The 22121-nt window shown below is 63.8% G+C and carries 25 protein-coding genes; 6 read left to right on the top strand and 19 right to left on the bottom strand.

What is annotated here, in order from left to right; translation table 11 throughout:
* Positions 1–18: 18 nt before the first annotated feature.
* From gspD to gspG, 5 genes are read right to left on the bottom strand one after another with little or no spacing between them, the layout of a single operon-like run.
* The gene (gene gspD, locus J3P79_RS13125; RefSeq protein WP_434611206.1) at positions 19–2373 is read right to left on the bottom strand and encodes a type II secretion system secretin GspD; all 2355 of its coding nucleotides are present in this window, start codon (positions 2371–2373) and stop codon (positions 19–21) included.
* Complete coding sequence (gene gspM / locus J3P79_RS13120) at positions 2370–2927, bottom strand: type II secretion system protein GspM (protein ID WP_434611203.1); 558 nt, start codon at positions 2925–2927, stop codon at positions 2370–2372. The genes gspD and gspM overlap by 4 nt, the downstream gene beginning before the upstream one ends.
* On the bottom strand, positions 2920–4098 hold the full coding sequence (gene gspL, locus J3P79_RS13115; protein WP_434611202.1) for a type II secretion system protein GspL: 1179 nt from the start codon (positions 4096–4098) through the stop codon (positions 2920–2922). Before gspL ends, gspM begins: the two co-directional genes overlap by 8 nt.
* Entirely contained in the window at positions 4095–5081 is a 987-nt protein-coding gene (gene gspK, locus J3P79_RS13110; protein WP_434611201.1) for a type II secretion system minor pseudopilin GspK, read from the bottom strand. Before gspK ends, gspL begins: the two co-directional genes overlap by 4 nt.
* 8 nt (positions 5082–5089) lie before the next feature.
* Positions 5090–5539, bottom strand: coding sequence for a type II secretion system major pseudopilin GspG (gspG, locus tag J3P79_RS13105; RefSeq protein WP_434611199.1), 450 nt, complete (start codon positions 5537–5539; stop codon positions 5090–5092).
* 147 nt (positions 5540–5686) lie between these two features.
* On the opposite strand from gspG, the gene gspI reads away from it, so the two are divergent.
* Entirely contained in the window at positions 5687–6061 is a 375-nt protein-coding gene (gspI, locus tag J3P79_RS13100) for a type II secretion system minor pseudopilin GspI (protein WP_434611197.1), read from the top strand.
* 132 nt (positions 6062–6193) lie between these two features.
* Here the strand turns inward: gspI and J3P79_RS13095 are convergent, their stop codons facing one another.
* Positions 6194–6622: a type II secretion system protein N gene (locus tag J3P79_RS13095; RefSeq protein ID WP_434611194.1), complete on the bottom strand. Its 429-nt coding sequence runs from the start codon at positions 6620–6622 to the stop codon at positions 6194–6196.
* 122 nt (positions 6623–6744) lie between these two features.
* On the opposite strand from J3P79_RS13095, the gene gspH reads away from it, so the two are divergent.
* Together gspH and J3P79_RS13085 are read left to right on the top strand one after the other, a co-directional pair.
* The gene (gene gspH / locus J3P79_RS13090) at positions 6745–7194 is read left to right on the top strand and encodes a type II secretion system minor pseudopilin GspH (RefSeq protein WP_434611192.1); all 450 of its coding nucleotides are present in this window, start codon (positions 6745–6747) and stop codon (positions 7192–7194) included.
* Positions 7191–7799, top strand: coding sequence for a type II secretion system protein GspJ (locus J3P79_RS13085; RefSeq protein WP_434611190.1), 609 nt, complete (start codon positions 7191–7193; stop codon positions 7797–7799). The genes gspH and J3P79_RS13085 overlap by 4 nt, the downstream gene beginning before the upstream one ends.
* Positions 7800–7926: 127 nt before the next feature.
* Here J3P79_RS13085 and J3P79_RS13080 read toward each other — a convergent pair whose 3' ends face one another.
* The 3 genes from J3P79_RS13080 to J3P79_RS13070 are packed head-to-tail and all read right to left on the bottom strand — an operon-like array spanning position 7927 to position 10080.
* Complete coding sequence (locus J3P79_RS13080; RefSeq protein WP_434611187.1) at positions 7927–8868, bottom strand: FecR family protein; 942 nt, start codon at positions 8866–8868, stop codon at positions 7927–7929.
* A gap of 37 nt (positions 8869–8905) precedes the next feature.
* The gene (locus J3P79_RS13075) at positions 8906–9451 is read right to left on the bottom strand and encodes a sigma-70 family RNA polymerase sigma factor (RefSeq protein WP_039588430.1); all 546 of its coding nucleotides are present in this window, start codon (positions 9449–9451) and stop codon (positions 8906–8908) included.
* Complete coding sequence (locus J3P79_RS13070; RefSeq protein WP_434611455.1) at positions 9448–10080, bottom strand: TonB-dependent outer membrane receptor; 633 nt, start codon at positions 10078–10080, stop codon at positions 9448–9450. The genes J3P79_RS13075 and J3P79_RS13070 overlap by 4 nt, the downstream gene beginning before the upstream one ends.
* Positions 10081–10284: 204 nt before the next feature.
* On the opposite strand from J3P79_RS13070, the gene J3P79_RS13065 reads away from it, so the two are divergent.
* Together J3P79_RS13065 and J3P79_RS13060 are read left to right on the top strand one after the other, a co-directional pair.
* Positions 10285–10626 carry a hypothetical protein gene (locus J3P79_RS13065; RefSeq protein WP_434611185.1) on the top strand — a complete coding sequence of 114 codons (342 nt, stop codon included), beginning with the start codon at positions 10285–10287 and terminating at the stop codon, positions 10624–10626.
* 286 nt (positions 10627–10912) lie between these two features.
* Positions 10913–11437 (top strand): hypothetical protein, encoded by a 525-nt coding sequence (locus J3P79_RS13060; protein ID WP_434611182.1) that lies wholly within the window; start codon positions 10913–10915, stop codon positions 11435–11437.
* A 9-nt stretch (positions 11438–11446) separates the two neighbouring features.
* On the opposite strand, the gene J3P79_RS13055 is transcribed toward J3P79_RS13060, so the two are convergent.
* Positions 11447–12454, bottom strand: coding sequence for an NAD(P)-dependent oxidoreductase (locus tag J3P79_RS13055; protein WP_434611180.1), 1008 nt, complete (start codon positions 12452–12454; stop codon positions 11447–11449).
* A 111-nt stretch (positions 12455–12565) separates the two neighbouring features.
* On the opposite strand from J3P79_RS13055, the gene J3P79_RS13050 reads away from it, so the two are divergent.
* Positions 12566–13171, top strand: a complete 606-nt coding sequence (locus J3P79_RS13050) for a TetR/AcrR family transcriptional regulator (RefSeq protein ID WP_434611178.1) — start codon at positions 12566–12568, stop codon at positions 13169–13171.
* Positions 13172–13204: 33 nt separating this feature from the next.
* On the opposite strand, the gene J3P79_RS13045 is transcribed toward J3P79_RS13050, so the two are convergent.
* From J3P79_RS13045 to J3P79_RS13005, 9 genes are all read right to left on the bottom strand, one after another.
* Entirely contained in the window at positions 13205–13636 is a 432-nt protein-coding gene (locus J3P79_RS13045; RefSeq protein ID WP_434611175.1) for a DUF1810 domain-containing protein, read from the bottom strand.
* Between the two features lie 54 nt (positions 13637–13690).
* Complete coding sequence (locus J3P79_RS13040) at positions 13691–14383, bottom strand: type 1 glutamine amidotransferase domain-containing protein (protein WP_434611172.1); 693 nt, start codon at positions 14381–14383, stop codon at positions 13691–13693.
* Positions 14384–14503: 120 nt separating this feature from the next.
* Positions 14504–15826 carry an NTP/NDP exchange transporter gene (locus J3P79_RS13035; RefSeq protein WP_434611169.1) on the bottom strand — a complete coding sequence of 441 codons (1323 nt, stop codon included), beginning with the start codon at positions 15824–15826 and terminating at the stop codon, positions 14504–14506.
* A gap of 68 nt (positions 15827–15894) precedes the next feature.
* Positions 15895–16950: an oxidoreductase gene (locus J3P79_RS13030; protein WP_434611167.1), complete on the bottom strand. Its 1056-nt coding sequence runs from the start codon at positions 16948–16950 to the stop codon at positions 15895–15897.
* Positions 16951–16992: 42 nt separating this feature from the next.
* Entirely contained in the window at positions 16993–17253 is a 261-nt protein-coding gene (locus J3P79_RS13025) for a DUF2790 domain-containing protein (protein WP_434611165.1), read from the bottom strand.
* A gap of 172 nt (positions 17254–17425) precedes the next feature.
* Complete coding sequence (locus J3P79_RS13020; RefSeq protein WP_434611163.1) at positions 17426–19864, bottom strand: TonB-dependent receptor; 2439 nt, start codon at positions 19862–19864, stop codon at positions 17426–17428.
* A gap of 68 nt (positions 19865–19932) precedes the next feature.
* On the bottom strand, positions 19933–20880 hold the full coding sequence (locus tag J3P79_RS13015; protein ID WP_434611161.1) for a FecR domain-containing protein: 948 nt from the start codon (positions 20878–20880) through the stop codon (positions 19933–19935).
* The gene (locus J3P79_RS13010) at positions 20877–21386 is read right to left on the bottom strand and encodes a sigma-70 family RNA polymerase sigma factor (protein WP_434611158.1); all 510 of its coding nucleotides are present in this window, start codon (positions 21384–21386) and stop codon (positions 20877–20879) included. Before J3P79_RS13010 ends, J3P79_RS13015 begins: the two co-directional genes overlap by 4 nt.
* 127 nt (positions 21387–21513) lie before the next feature.
* The gene (locus tag J3P79_RS13005; RefSeq protein WP_434611155.1) at positions 21514–22035 is read right to left on the bottom strand and encodes an SgcJ/EcaC family oxidoreductase; all 522 of its coding nucleotides are present in this window, start codon (positions 22033–22035) and stop codon (positions 21514–21516) included.
* Positions 22036–22121: the final 86 nt, after the last annotated feature.

Genomic DNA, 22121 nt, shown 5'->3' with positions numbered 1-22121 from the left:
CCCCTATCGCCACGGTTTTCATCGTTCGACCGGCTCCGTTGCAGGCACCGCCTTGATTACCGCCCGCGGCGCCTGCGGGCTGATCGGCGCGGCCCCCGGAATCGCCCGGGCCGACGCCGGCAGCTGCGGCGCCTGCACGTCCGGGAGTGCCCAACTGCGCTCAGGTTGCAGCAGGCCCTGGGCGCGGCGCATGAAGTCGTAGCGGTTCAGCGTAATGCCGCGCCCCGCCGCCGTGTCGCGGATGATGTAAGGGCGCAGAAAGACCATCAGATTGGTCTTGGTGACCTGGCGCCGCTCGTTGCGAAACAGCGCACCGATGCCGGGAATGGTCGACAGCCACGGCACGGCGTCGTTGCTCTGGCTGTAGCCGTCCTGCAGCAGTCCGCCGAGGACCATGATCTGCCCGTCGTCCAGCAGGATGCTGGTGTCGATGGCACGCTTGTTGGTGACGATGCCCGTGGTGCTGGAGGCGCGGTTGTCGACGCTGCTGACCTCCTGGTAAATGTCGAGCTTGACCGTACCGCCTTCGGAGATCTGCGGTCGGACATTGAGTTTCAGGCCGACTTCTTCCCGGGTCACGGTCTGGAACGGGTTGTTGCTGGTGCCGCCGCCACCAGTGACGTAGCTGCCGCTGACGAACGGGATGGTCTGGCCTACAAAAATGCTCGCCGCTTCGTTGTCCAGGGTCAGCAGGTTCGGCGTCGACAGCACGTTGGTCCCGCCCTTGCTCTTCAACGCTCGTGCCAGGACCTTGAGGTCGAGGATCTTGCCGATACCGGGGATGTCGACGGTGCCGTTGACCAAGCCCAGGTTCAGGCCTTGGGGCAGTACGTCGATGCTGGTCTTGCCGTTGAGATTAAGGCCCGTGCCACCCAGGTTGACCCCGCCAATCACCCCGCTGCCGCCAAGGTCGCCGGTCTGCCATTGCACGCCGAACTCGCTGGCATCGTCCTCGCCGACTTCGACGATCAGGCTTTCGATGACCACTTGGGCGCGGCGCTGGTCCAGCAGGTCGATGACTTCCCGCAGGTTGCGGTACAGCGGGTCCGGCGCGGAAATCAGCAAGGTGTTGGTGGTAGCGTCGGCCTGGATGGTCACGCCACCGGCGCTGAAGGCCGTGCTTTGCTCATTCTGTGTCGTGGAGGACGTCTGCCCGCTGCTGCCCTGGCCGTAGCCGTTGCCGCTGCTCGTAGCAGTGCCACTCACGGGGCTGGTGCCGCTTTCGTTGCCCTGGCTGCTCTGGCCGCTGGTGCTGGCGCCCATGCCGCTGAGCACCGAACGCGAATTGTCGCTTGCCTCGCTTTCGCTTTCCCCGGTGAGCAAGCCGCGCAGGGCCTGGGCCAGCTTGCCGGCCTGGGCGTTGCGCAGGTACACCACGTGCAGGTTGCTCGGGTTGTTCTGGGCGTTGTCGAGCTTGTAGATCAGGTTGCGCGCCAGCTCGGTCCGCTCCGGGCTGCCGGCGCGGATGATGATCGAATTGGAGCGCGGGTCGCCGATCACGTTGATCTTCTGGGTCTGGTCGCCCCCCTGGGTCTCCAGCAAATCGGAAACCATCTGCGCGATGTCCACGGCGATGCCGTTCTGGATCGGCACCACGTCGGTGTCGATGGCGCTCGGGGTATCGATACCCTCGATGAGCTGGGCGACGCGGGACAGGTTTTCCGCGTAGTCGGTGACGACGATGGTGTTGTTGCCGGGATAGGCGTTGATCGGGTTGTTCGGCGAGACGATCGGCCGCAGCACCGGAATCAGGTTCACCGCGTTTTCATATTGCAGGCGGAACGTGCGGGTGAGCATGCCGTTGCCGGCCGGTTTGTCGGCGCTGTAGATCGGCCCGCCAAGCAGCTTGGCATCGGCTTCCGGCACTACCTGGGCAACGCCGCCGACGTCCACCACGCTGAAACCCTGCATGCGCAACGCGGCGAGCAGCATCTCGTAGGCTTGGCGCGCCGGGACCTGGCCTTCGGAAACCAGGGTCAGGTTGCCTTTGACCCGCGGGTCGACCAGGAACTGTTGCCCGGTGGAACGGGACAAGGCGCGCACCACCGCTTGGATATCGGCCTCGACGAAATTCAGGGTCACCGGTTGATCGCCCAACGGATTGGGCGCCGGGCTGCTGCGCGGCTCGCGAGCGCGGGCCGTCAGGTCTACTTGATGTCGCACCGGCGGTTTCTGTTCGCGGGACGCCTGGGCCCGCTGGCGGTCCAGCAGCACGTCGCCGCTGCGTTGGGTACTGCCCAGCGGCATGCCCAGTTCGCTGTCCACCAGCAAGGGTGGCTGCGATGCCGGCGGCGTGCTGTTGCACGCGCTCAATGCAAGCAACAGCAGCGGCGCGGCCTTGCGCCAATGACGCGGGTATCTGCACCCCTTCATGAAGCTTCCTTAGCGCTTGACGCCTGATTCATGCGAACGGTTCCGGACAGAGTGCCGGGGGTTGGGTCGGAATTGACCGGGGCCGTGCGCTGCAAACGGGCCTCGATCACTTCCAGGGAAAACTGCCGTGGGTTGCCGAGCAACCAATCGATCACACCGTCGGCGGGTGCGTCGGTGAAGGTGAGCTGCCAGGTGCCCGGCGCATCGGCGCTGGGCGGCTGTAATGCGTAGCGGTCGCCCAGGCCGCCGGCATCCAGGGCCTGGCGCAGGGAGACTTCCAATGACTGGCCGCGCGCCGGGCCGCCGACGTCCCGCAGCAGCACTTCGAGGGCTTCGGTCTGCGAGCGCAGCTTCGGGGTCTCGGCTTGCCAGTACGCGATGGTTTTCAGCGGCGGCTCGACCAGCGTCAGCCAGGTCAGCCCGCCGCCCAGCACCAACGCCGCCAGGGCCACGGCGCGGCGTTCCCGGGCGGCCAAGCCTTGCCAGCTTGCACGCCAACGGGTGCGCAGCTCCTGCCAGCGCGCCTGGAGCGGTCCCGTCGAGAACCTACTCATCGTCCGTCTCCGGGGTTTCGCTGGAAGGTCCCGGCGCCAGCTGCCCGGCGGGCGCCACGCGCAGCGTCCAGCCCTGATCGACGGCGGCCACTTCGATGCCGGCTTCGGCCAGGGGCATTTTCCAATCGCCTGCCGTGGTGTTTTTTTGTGAATCGGGCGTCGCCTTCAGGCGCAACTCACCGTTCTCGAACAGCAGCTCCTGTACGTTGCCGCTCATGAACGGCATGGCGCTGCCTGCCTGCTGCACGAGGCTGGCGAAGCGCTGCGCCGGATCCGTCACTGAACCGCTCTGGCGCGCGGCGATCTGCTGGCGCGCCTGCTGCAAGGGGTTGAGCACCATCGGCAGCTCAGGAAATGCCTGCTTGACCCGCAGGCTCATCTGCGCCTTGAGCCGCTGGCCTTGGGCGGCTTCACGGGCTGCATAAAGGTTGAGCCCAACCACCCACACCGCCACCGCCACGGCGCAGATTCCCGCCGCTCGCCCCCAGCCGCCCTGTCCGGCCCTGCCCTGCGCCAGGCCGGTGTGCAGGCCCCAACCTGGCGCGGCACCGGTCCAGCGGTCCGTGACGGGCAAGCCCTCGATCGACGCTTGAGGTGGCTCGCCCAGCCAATGCAACCCCGCGCCCATTTCCAGCAACCATTCATCCAGCGCTTCGTCCAGCAGCGGTTGGACCACGGCGTGCTGCAGACCATGGCGCACCAGCAAGTGCCCGTCTTCAATGCAGGCCACCGGCCCAGCCAACACCGGCAAGGCGTAGGCGGCCGGGTACAGGCCGCGCGGTTTCAGGCCGGCCGAATGCAGGATCCGGCCAAGGTGGCTCAGCGAGTCACGGTCCAGCCAGGCGACCGGCACCTGTCCGTCGGCACTGCGCGGGCCGTGGGCCACCTGCATGTGCTCGCTCGCACCGAGCATCAAGGCCTGGGCCGCACAGGTCACCGCGGCGGTGATCTTCGCGGCGGACAACGGCGGAAGCTCCAGGTTGGTCAGCAAACTGTCGCGCGGGTGCAGGTAACATTCGACGGCCTGGTTCTTCGCGCCCTGGCCGAGCGCCCTCAGGCTGCTACGCCCAGCGTCACGCACTTGGCCCTGGCGATCCAGCCAGGCAAACGCCAGCGGCGTGTCCGCGTCCAGGCCGTCCAGCGGCGCCAGGGCAACGCGCAAGCGGCTCATACGCCCACCCTTGTCCAAATCACCTGGGGTAACCGATCCTCGCTACGTTGCAGCAAGGCCGTCAGCTCGACCCGTCGCTGGCCGCTGCGCGCCTGGCCCCGCAGGCGGAACCAGTCGCTGGTAATGCCGACCTTGACCGCGCTGGTTTCCAGTTCCGGCATGCGCAGCCGATTGACGAAATCCCCACGATTGATGAACCAGTGGCCGCCATCGCGTTCCTTGACCAGCGCCTGGGCCCGCTGCAAGGACAATCCCGGCACGTAGGCGGCCAGCACCGTAGCACTGGCGGTATTGCCGTTGAGCCAGGTATTGGCCGGCAGGATCGTGACGTAAGGCGTCAATGTATCCAGCAGCGCTGGCGTGACGCCCTTGACACTGCCCAGGTCTTGCAACGTGCGGAGCATGGGACGGGTCGGCGGTGACGGTGTGCCGGCTGCATCCGGAGAGGTGCTGCGGCCGCTGTCGAACGTGCTGCCCATTGAGGCTTGGTGCGCTGCTTCAGGATTCATCTGGCGCGGGTAAGCGGCCAGCACGCGCTCGACGATGCGCGCGCGTACCGTGGCGGCGACGCCGAGTTGTTCGCACAGTCGCTCGAAGGCATGCAGCTGTTCCTGGTCCACTTGGTCATGGGCCACCAGGTTGCGCAGGTTGAATTTGCCCTGCTCATCTTCCAGTTGCCCCTCGAATGGCGTGTCGGCCCCGTTGGTGCCAGGCATTACGATCGGTTTCGCCCAGGGCTGGCCGAAGCGCGTCAGGGGATCTCGCTGGCGGGCGTCCCACAACAACTGTCGGCTGATTTGCAGGCCGCCTTGCAATCGCGCCGTACCCTGGATGCGCAGTTGCTCCGCTTCCAGGCTGCGGGTGAACAAGGTTTGGCGGGTGAGCATGCCGCCGGCGATGACAGCCACCACGGCGGCAATCAGCAAGGCACTGATGACGGCCATGCCGCGCTGCTTCGCCGCTGGGGGCGAATCCGTTCGCATCACGGTCCTTATAACTGCCAGGAGCCGATATCGGCATTCACGCCGTCGCCGTCGGGCTGGCCGTCGGCGCCGAGGGAAAAGATATCGACTTCGCCGTTCGCGCCGGGGTTGAGATAGTTGTAGGGACGGCCCCAAGGGTCGTTGGGCAGACGCTCCAGGTAGGAACGCCAAGTGCTGTTCTTCGCATCGGCGGGCCGCTCGACCAGCACCTTCAGGCCCTGGTTCATGCTCGGGTAGCTGCCGTGGTCGAGGCGATACAGCTTCAAGGCCTGCATCAAGCCGCCAATGTCCTGCTTGGCCGCCGTGGCCCGGGCCTGGTCCGGCCGATCAAGGACCTTGGGCACGACCATCGCCGCGAGAATGCCGAGGATGACCACCACGACCATGATCTCGATCAGCGTGAAACCCCGTTGCCCGCGAGGGCCTGGGGAACGGGGACTACAGAGGGCAAACGGCATCTCGACGGTCCTTCCTGGATTCGATTCGAGGCGCAGTGTTACAAGAAAATATGTCAGTGATATTGAAATTGCTCCGGAGCTTGCGTCGTCATTCTGTCAAGAACAGCGGTCAGGCTTGGAGGCTGCCCTCGCCGACCGAGCCGACCGATGCCACGCCCTGCCCCACAAGCCGGTTTCACCTTGATTGAAGTGCTGGTGGCGCTGGCGATCATTGCCGTGGCCATGTCGGCGGCGGTGCGCGTGGCCGCGGTGATGACCCAGAGCAACGGATTGCTGCGGGACAAGTCCATCGCCCTGCTGGCGGCGCGCAGCCAACTTGCGCAATTGCGCCTTGAGGGACGTTCGACGCCAGGCCTGAAAGTCTTCGAATGCGACCAGGGCCGGTTGCTGCTGCGCTGCGAACAGAACCTTCGCCCGGCGGAAAACGGCCGGCTGCTGCGAGTTGAACTGAGCGTGTCGGACCGCAGCCGCGAGGCACCGCCGTTGGCGCGGTTGGAGACGTTGATCAGCCGGGAACCCTAGAAGGACACGCGGTTTTATGTGGCGAGGGAGCTTGCTCCCGCTCGGTTGCGCAGCGACCGCAGGATTTTGGGGCCGCTTCGCCCGAAGCGTCGGACCGACCCAGCGGGAGCAAGCTCCCTCGCCACAGGATTTTCAGCGCGTCAGGGAAGGCAAACTCACCGAATCCGGCAACCGCGCAATCGCCAGCCGGGTTTGCTCGTCGCCCTGCTCGATCACCACGGCCTGCGCTTCGATCGAGACCAACCGTACGCCTTGAGCCACGCGCTCGCCGACCAGGAAACTGCGCGGCGGCCCGTCGTTGAGGCTCAGGATCGCCACGGCCCCACGGGCGCCGGCCAGCACGCCGGTGACCTTGATGTCCACCGCGGCCGGTTGGCTGGAGAACCATTGCAACGCCGGGTTATCGGAACGCTCGGCCATGCGCTGCGGCGTCACGTCCGGGGTACGCGACTCGGCAGAGGTCAGCAGCAAGGAAGACCAGGTCGCCACGCCGGCCAACGCCGCCGCCAACCCCAGCGCCTGCACGATTTGCGCCGGGGACACCCGTTCGGTGAATGCCATGGCCTGATCTCCTTTTGTGTGAGTCCTGTGCCCAGCGTACCCGTCAATTCTCACCGTTTTATTTCACATGCTTATCATCTTCACCGTGCAGGATGATTGTCGACGCAAAGGAGCGCGCCCGGATGGTTGGCAAGCAACGCGGTTTCACCCTGATCGAATTGATGGTGGTGCTGGTGATCGTCGGCATCGCCAGTGCGGCCGTGAGCCTGAGCATCAAGCCGGATCCGTTGAAGGTGCTGCGCGAGGACGGTGAGCGGCTGGTGCAGCTGTTGCAACTGGCCCAGGCCGAAGCGCGCAGCGACGGACGCCCCATCACCTGGCGCTGGGACGCCAAGGGCTTTGGTTTCACTCGCCGCGCCGATCAAGGCGCCGGGCTCGATCGCTTCGAAAACGACCCGCAACTGCATCCACGTCGCTGGCAAAGCCCCTCGATGGCGGTTCGCGTGGAGCCCAGGCAGCGGGTGGTGATGAACGCCGAATGGATCGGCGAGCCCGTGCAGATCCGCTTGTCCGACGGCCAGAACAGCCTCACCGTGCAACGCAGTGCCGCCGGCCGGGTGCAACTGCAATGAGCGCCCGACAGGCCGGTTTCACCTTGCTCGAAGTGATGGTCGCGATCTTGCTGATGGCGGTGGTCAGCCTGATCGCCTGGCGCGGGCTGGACAGCGTGACGCGGGCCGACAGTCACTTGCAGGCCAGCACCGAGCAAACCGAAGTATTGTTGCGGGTGTTGAACCAACTGGAACGCGACGTGGCCTTGCGCGCCAGCATCCAATTGAGCGAACCGACAGACGCCGCCGATGACGCGCCCACCACGGCACCACCCGCACTCACCGTGCGCAGCACCGAAGGCCGGGGCTTTCGACTGGACGTGATTCGCGAAGCGGCCGACCAGCCAGGCAGCCTGCAACGGGTGCGCTGGTGGCTCAAGGGCGACACGCTTTATCGCGCCCAAGGCCGGGCCCGTAGCCGTTATCCTTTGCCGGCGCCGGGCGCAGGCGTTGCGGTGCTCGCCGAAGTCAGCGACGCGGGTTTGCGTTATTGGGACAAGGAAAAAGGCTGGCGCAAACTCAGCGGCAATCGCCAGGAAAACCCGGCCGGCATCGAAATCAGCCTGACCCGGCAGACGCGCCAAGGGGTCGAAAAATATCGTCAGGTGCTCGGGCCGCTGGAGTAAACCGTTGCGGCCCCATCGCGAGCAAGCTCGCTCCCATAAAGGATGCGTGCGTCCATAATCCAAAGTTATCCGAGTACCTGTGGAAGCGAGCTTGCTCGCGAAGGCGTCCGCCCGAGCACCTTCGAACTCAGCTGAGCACCACCACCCCACCCGGCAACTCAGTGCATTTGGCGCCATAGGCATCGCGAATCAACAGCGCCACGCCGGCCAACTGGTCCAGACGAAAACGCGCCTGGACCTTGCGCAGGCCCAGCTCGCGGTTGAGCAACAGCAACATGCCTGGACGGTAGCGGTTGATCTCGTCGATCACACTGGCCAAGGTCGCGTCGTTGAACACCAACACCTGCTCGCGCCAGGCCACGGCAGCCGAGACATCGGCGGTACGTGGGCTCTCGACGTGATGGGTGTCGTAGGTCAATTGCATGCCCGGCTCGAGGCGAAACTGCTGGCCTTGCACCTGGACTTGCACCACGCCCTCCAGGCAGGTCGCACACACGCTCTGGTCGATATAGCGAAGATTGAACCGGGCCTGGGCGGCGCTGATCCAGCCGGCACCGGCCTGGACGCTGATCGTCGCGCTGCTGTTGCCGGACACTTCAACCTCGCCGGCCAGCAATTCCAACGCCTGCCCACCCTCAGCCAGCGGGCGACGGCTAAGGCGGGTCTGGGTGTTGAGCTCCAGGCTCACGCCATCACCCAGTTCGATCCGGCGCTGTTCGCCCACTTCGGTGATGTAATCCGCGCCGAGCCCGGAAACACCGCCCGGCACCGTAGCGCGGATCAACAGGAACGCCGCCGACGCCGCGAGTGCCCCGCCGAGCAAGGCGCGACGACCAAAATGCCGGGGAGCCTGCAACGCTTCGGCGGCTGGCTGCAAACCGTGCCACAGCGCCTTGGCCTGCTCGAAGGCCCGCGCGTGTTCGGGGCTTTGCCCACACCACTGGCGCAACGCGCGGGCATCGGCGACGGTGGCGCGTCCCGAGGTCAGCAGGATCAGCCAGTCACGGGCCTCGCTGGCCAATCGGGCCTCGGGCGTGGCGTCAGGGGAAGCGATGCTGAAGATATTCAAGCGTACACACACTCACGAATGGGTCGGGTCTCTACTCTCAAGACGGTTTTCCCGCGCCGGGACCGAACCGCTGAATGACTTTTCTTTCCAGGCGCAGCGCGCAGTGCCCCAAAGCTGCCTTGATCTCCTTCTCCACCATGCGCGTGGAAATGCCAAAACGCTGGGAGATTTCCAGGTGGGGCGCCTCTTCCAGGCGTGCGGCGATGAAAATCCTGCGCCGCCGCGCAGGCAGCTCGTACAAGGCCTTGAGCAGGACCTGCAATTCTTTTTGTCCGCCCACGACGCGGGCCGGGTCCTGTGCTTCGTCCGAGACCTGCAGCAGTTCTTCGATTTCGCTGCCGGTGAGCAGCCGGGCATCGGATTGGCGACGGTCGGCGGCGATGTTCAGGGCCATGCGGTACAGGTAGGCATTGGGCTGCGCGATGTCCTGCGTGTCGACCATGCGATCGACCCGCAGGTAGGTTTCGTGCAGCACGTCGTTGGCCAGTTCCTCGGAGCCCAGTCGCCTGCGAAGGCGCACCTTGAAATCCTCATAGGAAGTGAGGAACAGCTTGACCATGGGGCTGCGGCCAGTGTCTTTCATTGCCCGAGCACCTCTTCCCCTGCTGTGCATTCCATGCTTTTTCCTGATGAGTCGGGTAACAAAAGCAGGGTCACCGGCTGGCGCAGCGAACTGGGCGCAGTGCGGTCGATCCTGAGGTTTTGCAAACTGTTGACCAGGGCCCTGTCGCGCACCACATCGCCCGTGGAACTGACCAGCCGGCCATGTTGCGCCACGCCATCGCGCCCGATCCAGACTTGCAACACAGCGCGATAACCGCCGGGCCGGGTCAGCGGCGATTGGCACAGGTTGCGCTGGATGACGGCCTGGATCGCCGCGGCATAGTTGCTGTCACTCAAGCCAGGGGCCGTGCCAGGCGGCAGCGGCACCTCGCGGACCTGCACCGGTTGCAAGGTGAACGCATCCGCCCGGGCATAATGCGCCGCGAGCCCGGTGCCGCTGAGCAGCACGTTCAACCCCTGGGCGGGCGAGAACAGGCCTTGGACGCCCAACGTATGGCGGCGGCTCGACAGCGAGTGATCCACCAACACCGCCATGCCCGTCGCACGACTGAACTGCTCCAGCGCCGTGGCCAGTTCCTGGGGTGCTATATCCAGGTCCACCAGGCCTGCAGCCTGGACCGGCCCGGCCAACAGGCACAACGCCGCCATCAGCCACCCCAAGGGCGCCCTGGCCAATCCACGCCTGCGCCCGCCCCCGGTTATGCCCTGCTGCACGACTGACGTATCCGTTGAAAACCGTCATCCTGATGGGAGTTTATGAATGTCGTATGACAACTGATACAAATCCTTGGGGCCGCACTAGACTGATGTCCTGATGACAAAGCGCCCCCGTGGCGGACCAGGAGGTCGGTGATGAAACAGTGGATTGGCGTGACAGCCGCTATTGGCTTGCTGATAGCCGTGAACAGCGCCCAGGGCGACGAAGCCCCAGCCTGTATCGAAGTGACCGTCGGCGGCTACAAGACGCCCGACTACAATTGCCTGAGCCGGCAAATGGGTAACGACCCCGAGGCGGCGGCCGCGGCACAACAGGCCCGGCAAGGGCTGGAAGTGCCGGTCAACGAACGCGCGCCGAACAGCATCGGCCTGGCAACCCCGGCGGCAACCGGCGTGCGCATGGGCAATACCTTCGGCACCTCCGTCAAGCCCCAGCGCCCGCCTGCCCCCGTGCCGAATCCGCCGCTGCCCAGGTAGGCGTTTCGTAAACGGTGCCGCTGGCGCAGAACGCCTAGGACATGCGGCCGACATGCATTTTCCAGGAATGGCTGCTATTACCAACGCCAGACGCTATCTGCATGTAAACGGATTTTTACGTACTCGCTTTGACCATGACTTGCGCGCCGCTGCGAAGGAGAGCGTCCCTCTGCACCTCGATCTGCACCGTTTGGAAGTCGTGATGGCAATCACCTATCACCATCCACTTTGAATGTGGATGCAGTTAAACTGCGCGCCCTCTGATATGACCTCCAGGAAGGAATCGATGACGTTTCGCCTATTGGGAAGCGCGGCGGCCCTATTACTGTTATCCGCTTGCTCCAACTATCAATACAAAACTTTTGTCGGCAGCGTAGATGACCCAGCAATCCGTGTGCTGGACCTATCCGAAGGCATGGCCAATGCCCCGGTTATCTACTTCGACACCATTCAGTACCGAGATCTGGGCATACCGTTCCACCGTTTGCTTCTCGCCATTGGCGTCGATGGGCAGCCGCTGCCTTTCGCGGGCAAGCATTCCATCCTGGATTATTTCGGCTACCAAGCCATTCGGCTAAAGCCTGGCCCGCATTCACTCCAGTGGTGCTGGGTCTCGATGAATAAACTGGGCACCGGTGGCGGCAAGTGCGGCCTCGGTGCGCCGAACCTTAACCTGGAAGCTGGCAAGCACTATCTCGCCACATGGTCATCATCGACCTCAGTGATCGGCGTGTCCGGCTACGAGCAAGTGCAGATCAGCGTGACGTCCTATGTGCTTGATCGGGACACCAAAAAGCAGGTTTATCCCTGAAGGACGCGCTTACTCCACCGGCAACCGGCGCCACTCGCCGCCCTCTCCTTCCAGACGCTCACGATACGCTTGGGCATCCAGCAGTTGATAGGGAAAGTAGAGCCCAGGTGGCGTCGCAGGCTGACCGTCCAAGCCGAGGAGGCGCTCAAGGAGCATCGCGACGCTCAGGCCAGTCAGCGGCGCAGTGCCTGCCGGGTGGACGACGGCATGACGGGTTCGCAACGGCTTGCCGTCCAGGCTTTCGCCAGCGAGTTCGATGATGATCTCGGTGGACATCGGGTGTCCTTGGCGCCGGCTGGAACTCACCCCGATGCCAATGTTGAACTGGACATTCGGCGCCCCCGTCGCAGCCGCCAGGCCGACGACATCGATGGATGAGAAACCGGAGGCTTCGATTGCGGTGCCGTCGAGCGCATGGAACAGCGTCTTGGAATCGTCGCCTTCGCGCCAGACATACGATCGATCGCGTCGTGTCAGCGCGGCGGGAAGCATCTTGCTCAGGTGTTCGAAGTCGCTGGCAACGGTCGGGCCGCCCGTGTCCTGCTCATCGACCAGCGCATCGATCCGGATAGCGTCGATCCGGCCGAACTCCCGGGCAATGCTCAACGCCGCCACCGTCGTTGCGCCAGCCATCCACTCGTAGCCAAGTACAATCGGCGAGGCGCCTGGTGTGTGCATGTACAGCGCAATCTCCGGGGCGATCTCGAAAATGCCGGAGGATATGCTCAGGTGCGGCACCCCACGCTGCTGCGCATAGCGCAATCCGGCGAGGGCGTGATCCATGTAGAAAACCACCACGGCGCCCACCGCGCGATCGCCAAGGCCCAGGTCGTCGGTGCTTGAATCGATCACCACGGCCTGCGCCCCGCCCACTTGCTCAGCGGCCCGTTGGGCCTTCTCAAGGTCACGTCCCCCGATCAGCAACGGTACGTCGGGATAGGCGGCGCGCAGCGCCCGGGCAGTGTGGTGGCCGATAGCGCCAGAACCGCCCATTAACAGGATAGGATTGTGTGTCATCGTCTATTCTCCTTGTTTCCGGGTTTCAACCTACTGTTAGTAGGTAACCTAGCACAACATCAGCAACCTTTACCTACCATTGGTAGGTTTTATGGATTTGGAAACGACAACGTGCAAAAAGAAATCGACCAGCCCCTTGCCGGCCCGTCGTCCCGCCGGCTTGCCAAAGCCGAACGGCGCCGCCAGCTGTTGGATACCGCCTTGTTGATCGTGCGCGAGGAAAACGCCGACCGGCTGACCCTGGGCCATCTGGCCGTTCGCGCCGGAGTATCCAAACCCGTCGTCTACGATCATTTCAGCACCCGTTCAGGGCTGTTGATCGAGCTCTACAAGTGGATCGATACCGAACGGGTCAACGCTTTCCGGGACGCGATGTCCAGCACGACCCGGAGCCAGGAGGAAACCGCCCGGGTCCTGGCCAGCGCCTATATCCAGTGCGCGGCAGACCATACCGATGAATTCCATGCAGTGGGCGCGGCCTTGGCCGGCGGTGACGAAAAAGCGGCTTTCCAGGAACTGCTCGACAATTGCGTACAGATGTTCGTGACTGTTCTGGAGCCTCACACCAATTTGCCGGCCGCCGAGCTTGAACGATGCTGCATAGGCCTGGTTGGCGCGGGAGAAGCGCTGTCCGGCGCGCTGGTGAGGGGGCGACATGGCGAGGTCGAAGTGATTGAAGCATTCGCGGCATTGATACAGGGCGTCCTGAACCAATGATGGCGCAGCTTCATTTACCGACCGGATGCCGCTTCACACCTGCTGGCCAAGCAGATCGAGCGTCTTGCGATCCGGCTCCCCCGAATAAAACTGATCGAGGGCCTGTTGATACAAGGCAGAGCCCGACTGGGCGCTGTTGAATAGCGTCAGGCAGGAACGAAACTTCAGATCATCGGGCGAGCCGAATATCCGCTCGGCACTGATACCGCTGTGTTGCAAGACCGTTTTCACGGCTTCCTCGAGCCGGGGCCCGAGCACCTCGTGTTGCAGGTATGCGCGGGCCTCGGCAAGGCCGGAAATCGCGAAGAGACTGGCCATTTCGGAACGGCCAAGCCCCTGCAATTGGGGAAAGATGAACCACATCCAGTGGTTCCGCTTCCGACCGGCACGCAATTCGTCCATGACGCGACTGAATACCGGGCGCTGTGCCTCGACGAAACGTGCCAGATTGAAAGGGTCTTGCATGATTGATTCTCCTCCACCGGGAGCGACGCATGGGTCGCCCCCACGAAGCCCGATTCAAATGCTCTGTTCCTGCCTCAGCCGCTTGAGCAGCGCATTGGCGGCGGCTTCGGATGAAGCCGGGTTCTGACCGGTGATCAGGTGCCCATCCTCGACGATATAACTTCCCCAGTCCGCGCCTTTGGAATACTCGCCCCCTTTTGCCTTGAGCATGTCCTCAACGAGAAAGGGGACCACTTGCGTCAAGCCGACCGCCTCTTCCTCCGAGTTGGTGAATCCGGTCACCTTTTTACCCTTCACCACCGGTTGGCCATCCGGTGCGTTGACGTTCTTGAACACCCCAGGCGCGTGGCAGACTGCGGCGATGGGTTTGTTCGAGGCATAGAAGGCTTCGATGAGGGTCTTGGAATCGGTGTCTTCGGCAAGGTCCCACAGCGGGCCGTGACCGCCGGGGAAGAACACCGCATCGAAATCGTACGGATCGACTTCGCCCAGCGGCACGGTGTTGGCGAGTGCCGCCTGGGCCTGGGTATCCGTGGCGAAGCGCCGCGTTGCGTCGGTCTGGGCCTGTTCTTCATCGCTCTTGGGGTCCAGGGGCGGCTGTCCGCCCTTCGGCGAAGCCAGCGTCACTGCGGCGTTGGCGTCGACGAATACGTAGTAAGGGGCGGCGAATTCCTCCAGCCAGAAACCGGTTTTCTTGCCGGTATCGCCCAACTGATCGTGGGATGTAAGGACCATTAGAATGTTCATGTAAGCCTATCCTCCGAGCGGAAATGAGCGAAGTGCATTCGCCCTGCATTACTGTCAGAGGTTGCATCGAGGCAGACGTTCAAGTCGCTGGCGCAACGCCGGGACGAAAACGAATGTGCTTCATGCCCTGGCCGAGATAGCCGCCAAGCGTAGCTCCCGTGAAGCGGCATAATCTGCCTGCCGCCCGAGCTGCCAACCCAGGTAACCCCAGAGCAACGCGCAGCACGCCCCCACTATCGCCGCCACGCCAGCACCCTGGCCCAGCTGGTCGAGCAGGCTCTTGGCCCAGCCGCTCATGGCGTCGCCAGCGCGATAGACAACGGTGTCGATGAAGTTCTTGGCCTTGTATTTACTTTCGGCGTCCAGTGGTGCGAACAGCATTTCCCTGCCCGGCCTCACGAACGCGTATTCACCGATCCGTCGCACAATCATCAACGTCGCCAGCAGCGCAAAGCCAGGCGCCAGGGCGAGCCCCAGAAAGCCGATGCACATCAGCAACGGGACGACGGCCAGCAATGCCCGCACGCCGAGCCTGGGTGCGATCCGGCCGGTGATGAATAACTGGGACAGCAACGCTCCGGCCTGCACGATGATGTCGATGGTGCTGAAGATGCGTACTTGTGATGCGCGGTCCGGATAGAGCTCGGCCACCAGGCGCGCCTGCTCGAAATAGAGAAAGGTGCTGACCGTCGCCAACAACACCACGAAACCGGCGATTCCCAACAAATAAGGCGAGCGGAGCACCGCAACCATCCCACTGAACGGGTTGCCGGCCAGGGGTTGGCGCGGGCTTTGCGTGGGCGCAGCACCGGGGCGACCGGCCCCGCCCTGCCCACGCCAGCTCATCAAGGTCCGTTTCAACACCAGCGTGGCGCCGAGCAATACAGCCGCCAGCAGCATCAAGCCTGACGCGCCCAAGGTATCGATCAACAGCGCGCTCAGCGCCGGCCCCAGCAGGCCGCCGACGCTGGCGCCGGCGGCGATGAACGCAAACAAGCGCTTGGCCTGCTCACTGTCGAACACATCCGCCATCAAGCTCCAGGCCACTGACACGACGAACAGGTTGTACACCGATATCCAGACGTAGAACACCCGGGCCAGCCAGACGTTGTCCGGCAGGAACTGGAAGACCTCGACGAACATCAGCAAATTGATGCCGAAGAAGCCGTAGACCCAGTCGATCAGGCGCAGTCGCGGCACCCGGGAACTGAGCCAGGCGAACAACGGAACAGCCGCCAGCATGACCAGGAAGGTCGCGGTGAACAGCCATTGCAGGTTTTCCACGCCCGCCGCGATGCCCATCGATTCGCGGATCGGACGCAGCATGAAGTAACCGGTAAACAGGCAAAGGAACAGCAGGAACCCGCACAGCGCCGGACGCAGCTCACCGTCGCGGGCGTTGAGGGCGAGGCTCAGCCGGTGCAAGTAGGAAATCGTACTCATGGAAACTCCAGGGGGACGGCGACAGGCCAGAGGATAGGCGCGGGACGAAAGCCCGCGCCGTATTCGGATCAGCGATAGGTCACGCCGGTCAAGCGCTCGGAGGTGGCCCAGAGCCGTTCGGCATCCGCTTCGTTGGTCGCGGCCGCTGGCGTCTTGGCGAACCCCAGCGGACCGCGTTTTTCGTCATCGCCGGTCGGGCCGTAGTACGCACCGCCAACGGCCTGCTCGGCGGTGGCCGCATACAGCGTGGGCAGTGCCCCTTGTGCCGCGGAATGGTAGGCATCGCGATCCTTCGCCCAGCGCTGGCCGAACTCACTGTTGACCCCCGGCCCGCGGGCGATCAGTTCGGTGACGGCCACGCCGGGATGCGCGGCGATGCTGCGGATACCCCACTTCTGCGCGTCACTGCGCCGTTGCAGCGCGAACGACCATTGCAGGATGGCCAGTTTCGATTGGGCGTAGGCCGCATAAGGGTCGTACTTTTGCTCGGCTTGCAAATCATCGAAATTCACCGCGCCGCGGGTGGCCGCGATGCTGGAAAGGCTCACCACCCGAGGATCGTCACTTTGCCGCAGGAGCGGAACCAGCAGGCCGGTCAGCGCGAAGTGTCCGAGGTAGTTGGTTGCCAGCTGAAGCTCGAAGCCATCGGCGGATGTGCCCCGCTCGGGCGGTGCCATGATGGCTGCATTGTTGATCAGCACATCCAGGCGCGGCAGCCGCTGGTTGAGCCGCTCGGCCAGGCCGCGCACCGATGACAGGTTGGCCAGGTCCACCGATTCGAACTGCAACTTGGCGTCGGGAACGACCTCGCGAATACGCTTGATGGCCTCCGCACCCCGCTCCGGGTTGCGCGCGGCGATGATGACCTCGGCCCCTGCACGCGCCAAGGCCAGCGCGTCCTCATAGCCCATGCCGCTGGTGCCGCCGGTTACCAGGACAATCCGGCCCTTCTGGGAGGGCATGTCGTTGGCCGACCAGTCGGGTTTCGGCGCGACACGACCCGACGCCTCGATACTCATTGCACTGAGCAGCGCGACACCGGCCGTCAATGTTCGGGTCAGCCTCATGAGCTGGCTGATAGTCTTCAGAAGGCCGCCTGCGGGGGTGATTGTTCTATTCCACATGGTTGAGTTCCTTGTTTGGATGGCACACCAGCCCGATCGGGCTTATTGAATGGCGCAGGCGTCTGTCTGTTGAAGGAAGCTGACGTTACGGAGTTGCCCCTGCGTGTCGACGTAGGTCATCGTTGCTTGCCCGACCTCGCATACGGTCGATTTCGGTTCCTCGATACGAATGGCCTGGGCGATGTCCAGTGGCATGCCGTATTCGTAAGCCGGGGCTTGGGTCTGTTCTTTGGCGAACAGGGGCGAACCGCTCAACGTGATCACCGCCAGCAAGCTGGCGATCGAGAAGTTTTGAATGTTCATGGTGGACTCCACTGTCCTGACCGGGATGGTGGTTGCACTCTAGGAGGAGGACGCTGACGTCAAGGTGACCGGTGACTGACAGGAACATGTCAAAATCCGGCATTGCGCGGTGAGCCCGCGGAGCAATGCCGGAGGGAGGGAAATACCAAGCCGGGGAGTATTTGGACCCTGCTCAGAAATCGACAGTGGCGGAAACGAGATAGGTGCGAGGGGTCGCCAAGGTCAGGCCCGGCTCACTGTCATCCGAAGCCCCCGCCGAGCTCCAATAACGCTTGTCCGCAACGTTCTCGATATTGGCGCGCAACGTGATGTTCTTGTCATCCACCTTGAAGGCATATCGCGCGCCAACGTCGAAGCGCTCCCAGGAATCGATCTCCTTGGTATTGGACGGATCCAGATACTGAGAGCTGGAATAAATGCCCCGGCTGGTCAGCGTCAGCCCCTTCACCGTCGGCACGTCCCACTCGGCGCCCAGGTTGACGTTGTACTCCGGCGTCGCCGGCGCCCGGTTACCGTCGAAGGCTGGGTTGGTGGTGTCGGTCAATTCGCTGTCGATGTACATCAAGCCACCGAGCAGGCGCACGCCTTTGAGCGGTTCGCCGAATACACTCAATTCCACACCGGTATTTTCACGTTTGCCGTTCGGACCGAACACATTTGTCGTGGCGTCGGTGGCATAGGCCGGCTGTTTGATCCGGAACACCGCGGCGGTCACCGCGAGCGCACCGGCGTCATACTTGGCGCCGACTTCGACCTGGCGACTGATGAACGGCGGGAAGATTTCGTCACTGTTATCGGCAGACGTTGGCGCGATCTTGCCCTGGCTCAAGCCCTCCATGTAGTTGGCATAAAGCGACAGCCTGTCGGTCGCCTTGAACAGGATGCCGCCCGACGGCGAGACCTTTTCTTCGTCATAGGCCGTGGGGCCCTTGATGCCATCGGACCAATCGTCCACCTCCACACGCTGCCAACGGGCGCCTAGGGTCAGCAGCAGCCGGTCATCGAAAAAACCCAGGGTGTCGGACAGCGCGACGCCACTGAAGTGGTTCTCCGTGTAGACCTTCGGATCCGCGCGCGTCGGCACGTTCGGCGTCGGCGTCTGCACGGGGTTGTACAGGTTGCTGCGGCCGTTGGCGTAACGGGCACCGCCGTTTTCGAAATCCATATAGAAGTAGCTGGCGGCCAGGTTGACCTCGTGGCTCACCGGCCCTGTGTGGAACCAGTTGCGCACGCCGGCGTTGGCGGTGCGGACATTTTCATCCCGGGTAAAGTCCCGGGGCGACACGGTGAAGTCGCCAGCGGCGTTGCTGACCGACACGTTGTGCCGAAGAAAATCGTGATTGCTCTTGCGGGCTCCCGCCCCGCCATAAAGCATGACGGAGTCGCTGACATCGTACTCGGCGTTCACCGCGCCGAAGGTGTCTTCGGTTCGCGCCTTGCTCCAATGCTGCGCGTAGTTGCGACGCACGTCGCTGGCGTGGGGAATCGGTGCCGCGGCCGCCACCTGGACGCGCTCCTGGGGCGCATCGGTATCACGCTCGGTGTGGCCGATATCGGTGGAAAGACGCAGGCGCTCGCCACGAAAGTCCAGGCCCAGCACCGCCATCTCGCGGTCGACGCTTTGGTGATCCCAATCGGTATCGCCGGACTGTTTCACGCCGTTGAAACGGACACCGAACTGGTTGTCCTCGCCGAAGCGGCGGCCCACGTCCACGGCAGCGCCGGGTTGGCTGTCGGAGGCGTAGCTGCCCGTCACCGACGTGATCGGCTGGTCGGTGGCGCGCTTGGGCACCACGTTGATCCCCCCGCCGACGCTGCCACGCGGCGAAATCCCGTTGATGAGCTGGGTCGGTCCCTTGAGGATATCGACGCGATCGGCCATTTCCATGTCGATCGTGTAGGTCGGCAAGATACCGTAGAGGCCGTTATAGGCGACGTCACTGTTGAACAGGCTCAACCCCCGGATGGTGAATTGTTCATAGCGGCCGCCCGCCGGGTTGGTGGCGCGCACCGAAGGGTCGCTGGCGATCAGGTCGCCCAAGGTCCGCGCCTGCAGGTTCCTCACCGTCTCGCCGGTGTAGGTCGTCATGCTGAACGGCGTTTCCATGAAGTCCCGCGAACCGAGCAACCCCTGGGAGCCACGCCGGGCGACCTGGCCACCCGCATAGGGTTCGCCACCCGCCGAACCGGTGGTGCCGAGGATCGAAGTAGGGGCCAATTGCAGGCTGCTGCCTTCGGGCGCCGGCACCAGGATGTACGCCTGCTCCCCGACGGGCTGCAATAGCAGGCCGGACCCTTGCAGCAACCGCGCAAAGCCGTCCTGCACACCGTACTCGCCGGAGAGCCCGGCGCTGTCGCGACCGCTGACCAGGGCCGGGTCCACCGACAGATTGACCCCCGCCTGCCCGGCGAAGCGGGTCAGCGCCGAACCCAGGCTGCCGGCCGGCACTTGATAGCTGCGCCGGGCGCTTTCTTCAGCCTGGCTGGGCGTTACCAAAAACGGACTGGCGCTCAGGCTCAGCAGCAAGCCCAGCTTCAACAAGGGATGGCGCAACAGCGGACGCCGACCGGCGATGGCCGGGCGTAGATGCAACGGTGTGACTGCGGACATTGGAGAACGCTCTCGTTTTTTGTTCAGTTGCCAGGAATGACAAGCGAGACAAAAAAAGGGGACAGGCTTCAGGCGATATTTTTGCGTAGCGTCAACGTGACCCAGTAGCGAGTACGCATCTGCACCTCCAAAGGCAGGCTGGCCGAAAGCAGCGCAAGGATGCGATCGGTGTTGTCCAGGCGGAAGCTACCGGTGACGCGAAGCGATTCCAGGGCTTGGTCCCAGCGCAACACGCCCGGACGATAACGGTCCAGCTCACGCAGGAAATCCCCAAGGGGTTGGTTCTGCGCGACGAGCACGCCGTCACGCCAGCTCAATTGTGCGACATCGAAGCCGCTGACCGGCCCGGCGCCGGTGGCGTACAGATCGATTTGCTGCCCGGCTTCCAACGTCACCAATGGACCGCGCAACGGTGTTAGCTGCGCCTCGCCGCTCAGCACCGAAGCATGGCAGGTGCGCTCATCCAGGCGAATGCACGCTTCGCCTCGATTGATCGTGATGACGCCGTACGGGCCTTGCACTGCCAAAGGCACGGTTCCGGCGACCTTAAGGGACATCTCACCGCGCACAAGTACCAGGCGGCGGGCCTTGAGATCCAGGTCCACGGCGCTGTCGGTGTTCAATTGCAAGGTGCTGCCATCGGCCAAGGTCCAGCGGCGCTGCTCGCCGGTGGCGGTGTGCAGGTCGGCGCGCCAGACGTCCAGCGGCAATTCGTGGCTCAACAGCCAGGCCGTGGGCACCAGGGCGGCAACACCCACTGCACGCTTGAGCACGGCGCGGCGGGCCAGCGGCGGACGATCGAGGGTGGCCATGCCCAAGGAAGGCGGCACCCCGGCAAATCGTTGGCGCAGTAGCTGGGCTTTCTGCCACGCGGCTTCGTGCTCGGCGTGGCTGTCGCGCCAGCGTTGCAGCGCAGCGTGGTCTACCCCCTCCTCGCCGGACTCGATCATCGCCAGCCACCGTGCCGCCGTGCGGGCGACTTCGCGGGCCTCGGGTGTCGGCGCCTGGCGAGTCAAAGGTCCACCAACAGACAATGTTCATAAGCCTGGGCCATGTAGCGTTTGACGGTGCGCTCGGACACCTGCAAGCGCTCGGCGATCTCCCGGTACCCCAGCCCTTCGAGCTGGCTCCACAAGAACGCCCTGCGCACCAGCGGCGGCAGGCCATCGAGCAACTCATCCAAGGCATGCAGGGTTTCCAGCAGCAGCCAACGCTGCTCCGGAGACGGTATGCAGGCTTCAGGCAGGTTCGCCAATGCGTCGAGATAGGCTTGTTCCAGGTTGCGGCGGGTATAGAAGTTGCTCAACAGCCGCTTCCCCACTGTCAGCAGATAAGCGCGCGGTTCTTGCAAATCAGCCAGCGGCTGGGCGCTGGACAACACCCGTAGAAACGTATCCTGGCGCAGGTCGGCGGCATCCCAGGCGTTGCCCATGCGACGCCTCAGCCAACCTTCCAGCCAACCGCCGTGGTCGCGGTATAACGCATGGAGGGCGTGCTCCGCCGGCTTTGCTGCATCAAGCATGTGAAGAAGCCCTGGGCAAGAATGTCGTTAATGAGACTGATTCTAATTAATATCCGCAGGCTATTCCAAGGCTTTAATACAGCTACGTATGAAATCGGCGCCCTGGATCACCAAGGCGCCGCGTATCTCAGTGGCTTGCGTGAAGTGTCTTCGGCACCTCGGGCATGGCCGACGAGTGATGGTTGATGATCTTCCACTGCCCGTCGAGTCGCTCGTAGAGGAAGGTGTAGCGCGCCTGGACGTCGCGCTTGGAGCCGTCGGCCTGGGTCAGCGTGAAGGTGTAGACGCCACTGTCCATCGCCGCGTCGGCGCCCAGGTGACGGATCTCCCGGTAGTTGATCACGCCGACCGGCTTGCCTGCCAGGAAGTGCACGAAGTAGTCCTGGATCTGTTCTGGAGTGCTGCGCACCTTGTTGGAAACAGTCGGTTGCAATATCGCATCCGGCGCGTAGAGGGCGGTCACCGCGCTGGCGCTACCGGTTTGCAGTGCCGCGTTCCAACGGTCGAACAGCCCCGCAATTTCCCGGTCGGTCTGCTTTTGCGGTTGCTCGGCGACAGTGCGGTATACGAACGGCACGGTTTCCACGGCCTGGACAAATGGCGCGGCCAGCAGGAAAAAAGCGGCAATGGCACAGGTTTTCATTTTCATCGTTGCGTTCCTTTGGGTTTCAATGGCCCCACTTTGCCGGTCCACTCAGCCCCCGCCATCGGCCAACCGGTGCCGATCGCCTATGC

The sequence above is a fragment of the Pseudomonas sp. R1-7 genome, from assembly GCF_051132105.1.
Lineage (GTDB): Bacteria > Pseudomonadota > Gammaproteobacteria > Pseudomonadales > Pseudomonadaceae > Aquipseudomonas.
The sequence above is the reverse complement of the archived record's forward strand: the minus strand, read 5'-3'. Positions and strand labels throughout refer to the sequence as shown.

What these genes read in the sequence shown, in the direction of transcription:
- gspD (WP_434611206.1), bottom strand. Translation starts at nt 2,373, where the DNA reads ATGAAGGGGTGCAGATACCCGCGTCATTGGCGCAAGGCCGCGCCGCTG.
- gspM (WP_434611203.1), bottom strand. Translation starts at nt 2,927, where the DNA reads ATGAGTAGGTTCTCGACGGGACCGCTCCAGGCGCGCTGGCAGGAGCTG.
- gspL (WP_434611202.1), bottom strand. Translation starts at nt 4,098, where the DNA reads ATGAGCCGCTTGCGCGTTGCCCTGGCGCCGCTGGACGGCCTGGACGCG.
- gspK (WP_434611201.1), bottom strand. Translation starts at nt 5,081, where the DNA reads ATGCGAACGGATTCGCCCCCAGCGGCGAAGCAGCGCGGCATGGCCGTC.
- gspG (WP_434611199.1), bottom strand. Translation starts at nt 5,539, where the DNA reads ATGCCGTTTGCCCTCTGTAGTCCCCGTTCCCCAGGCCCTCGCGGGCAA.
- gspI (WP_434611197.1), top strand. Translation starts at nt 5,687, where the DNA reads ATGCCACGCCCTGCCCCACAAGCCGGTTTCACCTTGATTGAAGTGCTG.
- J3P79_RS13095 (WP_434611194.1), bottom strand. Translation starts at nt 6,622, where the DNA reads ATGGCATTCACCGAACGGGTGTCCCCGGCGCAAATCGTGCAGGCGCTG.
- gspH (WP_434611192.1), top strand. Translation starts at nt 6,745, where the DNA reads ATGGTTGGCAAGCAACGCGGTTTCACCCTGATCGAATTGATGGTGGTG.
- J3P79_RS13085 (WP_434611190.1), top strand. Translation starts at nt 7,191, where the DNA reads ATGAGCGCCCGACAGGCCGGTTTCACCTTGCTCGAAGTGATGGTCGCG.
- J3P79_RS13075 (WP_039588430.1), bottom strand. Translation starts at nt 9,451, where the DNA reads ATGAAAGACACTGGCCGCAGCCCCATGGTCAAGCTGTTCCTCACTTCC.
- J3P79_RS13070 (WP_434611455.1), bottom strand. Translation starts at nt 10,080, where the DNA reads ATGGCGGCGTTGTGCCTGTTGGCCGGGCCGGTCCAGGCTGCAGGCCTG.
- J3P79_RS13065 (WP_434611185.1), top strand. Translation starts at nt 10,285, where the DNA reads ATGAAACAGTGGATTGGCGTGACAGCCGCTATTGGCTTGCTGATAGCC.
- J3P79_RS13060 (WP_434611182.1), top strand. Translation starts at nt 10,913, where the DNA reads ATGACGTTTCGCCTATTGGGAAGCGCGGCGGCCCTATTACTGTTATCC.
- J3P79_RS13055 (WP_434611180.1), bottom strand. Translation starts at nt 12,454, where the DNA reads ATGACACACAATCCTATCCTGTTAATGGGCGGTTCTGGCGCTATCGGC.
- J3P79_RS13045 (WP_434611175.1), bottom strand. Translation starts at nt 13,636, where the DNA reads ATGCAAGACCCTTTCAATCTGGCACGTTTCGTCGAGGCACAGCGCCCG.
- J3P79_RS13040 (WP_434611172.1), bottom strand. Translation starts at nt 14,383, where the DNA reads ATGAACATTCTAATGGTCCTTACATCCCACGATCAGTTGGGCGATACC.
- J3P79_RS13035 (WP_434611169.1), bottom strand. Translation starts at nt 15,826, where the DNA reads ATGAGTACGATTTCCTACTTGCACCGGCTGAGCCTCGCCCTCAACGCC.
- J3P79_RS13030 (WP_434611167.1), bottom strand. Translation starts at nt 16,950, where the DNA reads ATGTGGAATAGAACAATCACCCCCGCAGGCGGCCTTCTGAAGACTATC.
- J3P79_RS13025 (WP_434611165.1), bottom strand. Translation starts at nt 17,253, where the DNA reads ATGAACATTCAAAACTTCTCGATCGCCAGCTTGCTGGCGGTGATCACG.
- J3P79_RS13020 (WP_434611163.1), bottom strand. Translation starts at nt 19,864, where the DNA reads ATGTCCGCAGTCACACCGTTGCATCTACGCCCGGCCATCGCCGGTCGG.
- J3P79_RS13010 (WP_434611158.1), bottom strand. Translation starts at nt 21,386, where the DNA reads ATGCTTGATGCAGCAAAGCCGGCGGAGCACGCCCTCCATGCGTTATAC.
- J3P79_RS13005 (WP_434611155.1), bottom strand. Translation starts at nt 22,035, where the DNA reads ATGAAAATGAAAACCTGTGCCATTGCCGCTTTTTTCCTGCTGGCCGCG.